Below are 3,788 nucleotides of genomic sequence, written 5' to 3'. Positions count from 1 at the left end.
GTTCGTGCTTAATCTGCGACCGAATCAGACTGGTCTTGCCAGTGCCGCGTGCACCAAAGAGAAAAAAAGAATGGTTTTTCGGTAGATTACATGATCTTTCAAACATAGACCCACTCGCATACGGAAATGCCCGACATTTCCGTATTGTGGTGTTTTTAGTATGTTAGGTCAATATTTCAGAACGGTTATATACCAACGCAGGCCTAAAGTGGTGGTTACCGAAGGATTACTGTCGCTGGCTCAATCCGCTGGGTCTTTTAGCTTCGATCGCCCACAAGCCCTCCGGCGACATCTAGGCGCCTCATACTCATGTCCCTTCCTCACCCCCCAGAGCTCGTGATCAAAACTCAGGCATGTCAAATGCCGCTACCCGATCATGCGCCTACCAAAGGCGACGCCCCGAGCTCACACACTGCTTTCAAATCATTGCAGGCCATCTAAACACCTTCATCTCAGAGCGCGAAGCTGAGCAGCGGCCCCTACCCGATTATGTGGTCAAAGAGTTCGAGGCTTATCTCAAATGCGGCATTCTCGCACACGGTTTCATACGCCTTAAATGCACGACATGCTGTGACGAAAAGATTGTCGCATTTAGTTGTAAAAAACGCGGTTTCTTCCCGAGTTGCTGTGCCAAACGCATGGCCGAGGCTGCCACTCATCTGACGCAAAATGTACTTCCGCTCGTACCTTATCGGCAATTCGTCGTGTCATTCCCAATCCCGCTGCGTTACTGGCTGCACACGAATAAGCGCTTTGCCTCTGAGGTCTTTGGTCTCGTTACCAGGGAGATTCATCGCCACTACCTGCATGAAGCTCATGACGCTGGCATCGTCGATGCAACGCCGGGGACTATCTGTTTCACTCAGCGCTGGGGATCAGCGTTAAACTTAAACCCGCACATTCACTTACTTTGCATTGATGGTGTTTACACCAGATATGGCGATGTCGCACGCTTTCGCAATTTGGAGCCAATTAGCGATGAAGAAGTTGCCAGTCTAGTTGAGAGCATCGCTAACCTGGTCCGCAGTCTCGGCATCAAACGTGGCTACTTGGGTAAAGACGGCGATATAGTTCTAAACCCCACACTCGACCCACTGTTTCAAGATCACGAATCTCTTACGGCCGCACTAGCAGCCTCGATTAGCGGCAAAATCGCCTTTGGTCCTAATGCCGGAAGTTACGTCCGAAAGATCGGCGGTGGCTTCGGCTATGAGGGCGAAGTGCCGCTGGCTAAAGGCAAGCGCTGCTACTCAGTTAACGGCTTCTCACTCCACACCAATACCGCTGTTAATACTCATGCTCGCGACCGACTTTACAAACTGATCGAATACATCGCCAGGGGACCACTATCCAACGACCGTCTCGAGATCATAGCAAACGGCGACGTCAAGTTAGCACTCAAAACTCTATGGTCTAATGGAACTACGCATCTTGTGTTCACGCCGACGGAGTTTATTGAGAAGCTGGTGGCACTCACTCCCCCGCCGCGCAGTCATCTCGTACGGTGGTCTGGGGTTTTTGCACCCAACTCCCCTTACCGGAAAGACGTAACGCTCAGGCCCGAGATAAAGAAAGGATTCCAGTTTGGAGATGATGCAACGGAGGGCGAGAAAAAGGGTGAGTTCAAGAACTACACCTGGTCCAAGATGCTAGCACAAGTGTTCAAGATCGACGTCACCACGTGCCCTCAATGTGGCGGCGATCTCGCCAAAGTCTGCGCAATAACTGACCCCATGGAAGCGAGGCGATACCTAAAACACCTCGGTCTCGACTACGAGCCTCCGCCCAGGGCTCCGCCTAGACATGAGCAGGGAGAGTTCCACTTTGAGTCTGACGACTGGTCGAGGGAACACCTGAGCTGACCCAAATAAAAGCCAACTAATGAAACTGGGTCCAATCAGTAGATAGGCCGAGGCATCCTATTGCCCAGGTGGCCAAAGCTACGGACCATTGCAGAGATTAGCCCTAGTCAAGGTGGCCGAAACGGCGCCTGGTTCAGAGATATCCCGCCATTTAGGCAGAGAGTGGGATGCGGAGGAGGACGAGTTGGCGTGGGAAGCAGGTTCGTGTGCTGGGGAAATGGGAGTTGATTGTCCTACCATCGGATGGGGGCCCTTATTTTTCATGCTGTACATTAAGCATGACCGTTTGACCGACAAACAAAGCAAAATACGCCTTTAAGTGAGCGCCTTAATTGGACAGCTTAACGTCACCAGTGCACTTTGTTTTTCAGAAAATTTGACTGAACTAAGGGCCATACACGGCGCTCAAGAGCCTTCAGTGCCAAACACAGAAACCAAATACAGTGCTAGACGCCCTGCGATATTGAGGCTCGATGTAGCAATCCGATCTGGCGTGTCACTGTCTTTGTGCCAGTGGTCCAGATGTTTAAAGTCGATAAGATCAATCGTGGGTATTCCCATTTCGAAGAAAGGGGTGTGATCATTCTCCAGATCTAGACTTTGTGAATCCCACAGGAGTGGAAAGCCTAATTCTTTGGCTCCGCGCTCCGCTTCTCCTTGCAGTTCTGCAAGTGTGCTTGTGGTGCGGGTCAGCTTAATATCGGGTGAGCCCACCATATCTAGCAAGATTAGCCCCAGAAGTAGCGGTCCGTTCGGCCGGCCTGGGTTGGTTGAATTCATAGGTGCTAATGCCCGCGGGATGCACATCGGCGGGGCACCCTCGCTCCCGCAGTCGACAAGCTTACTGGCAAGGTTGCGGCTGCCGTAGGTGTGATCAATGATTTTTGCCGGGTGAACGACTTGGCCATCGTTCCAATCCTTGAGCACAGCCTCTTCGCCATCAAAGAACCAACCTACTACGGCACACTTCATCCGACCAAAGTCGTTGCTTTTTTTAATAAAGGCGAGGAGCTGTAGCAATACCGCTGTCGAGGAGCCGCTGTCGTTGGCGCCGAGATATGCTATGCCCTCTAAGGATTTAGTGTCAAAATGGGTGGCCAAAGCTATTACGCAAGAAGCATCACGATTACCAATCGGCGTCGTATAAATATTGATACCTGCGCGCTCTAAAGTTAGGTCTACTGGCCCCGCATTCGAAGCAAGTGCTGCTGGATTGGGTATGACAGCTTTGAATTCATCGCTAATGCTATCGATACCCACAGACTTGAGGCGTTGGGTGAGCCAGGCGGCTATGGCGCGCTGCCGCTCTGAACCCATGGGGTGGGGGCTAGCGCTTAATTCAGATAGATCACTTTTAGCGAGCGCATCATCGAGCACAAAGCTCGAACTCGAATAATATGCAGGACTAGGCTCTGGGCTTGATTTAGATGACTTTGAATGCCGCCAGCAATTAGTGGCAACAATGGCTAGAGCTAAAGCGGTTAATATACGTCCTGTTAGTCTGGTCGGGCTTTTAGCCATAATAAGCCTTCCGGGTGTACTGCGCACTGTTCCCTTGGTGCTGCCAAATACATGCTAACTGATTCTACTTGCTAATCCAATCTACCCACCTTGCAGAGGCAGTTTTGATTTGGCTGCAGTCGGTAGATGTAGCGAAGTGCATTGGCAAATCGGCTTAACCATCCATAGCACTAAGTAGGCGGCCTACTCTTGGCAGAGATGCGCTGCGCCGCAGCAGCGGCGGAGGGAGAGTGCAGCATCTGCTGGCGAAAAATGCGGCACATGACCCACTCGCATACGGAAATGCCCGACATTTCCGTATTGTAGTGTTTTTAGTATGTTAGGTCAATATTTCAGAACGGTTATATACCAACGCAGGCCTAAAGTGGTGGTTACCGAAGGATTACTGTCGCTGGCTCAATCCGC

At 51.3% G+C, this 3,788-nt stretch carries 2 protein-coding genes; one reads left to right on the top strand and one right to left on the bottom strand.

Features of this window, described 5'->3' with window-relative positions:
* Nucleotides 1–353 precede the first annotated feature (353 nt).
* Nucleotides 354–1,862, top strand: a complete 1,509-nt coding sequence (locus FJ146_19680; GenBank protein ID MBM4254192.1) for a transposase — start codon at nt 354–356, stop codon at nt 1,860–1,862.
* A 405-nt stretch (nt 1,863–2,267) separates the two neighbouring features.
* Here FJ146_19680 and FJ146_19675 read toward each other — a convergent pair whose 3' ends face one another.
* Nucleotides 2,268–3,383: a M28 family peptidase gene (locus FJ146_19675; GenBank protein ID MBM4254191.1), complete on the bottom strand. Its 1,116-nt coding sequence runs from the start codon at nt 3,381–3,383 to the stop codon at nt 2,268–2,270.
* Nucleotides 3,384–3,788: the final 405 nt, after the last annotated feature.

This window comes from Deltaproteobacteria bacterium (assembly GCA_016874735.1).
Lineage (GTDB): Bacteria > Bdellovibrionota_B > Oligoflexia > Oligoflexales > CAIYRB01 > CAIYRB01.
The sequence above is the reverse complement of the archived record's forward strand: the minus strand, read 5'-3'. Positions and strand labels throughout refer to the sequence as shown.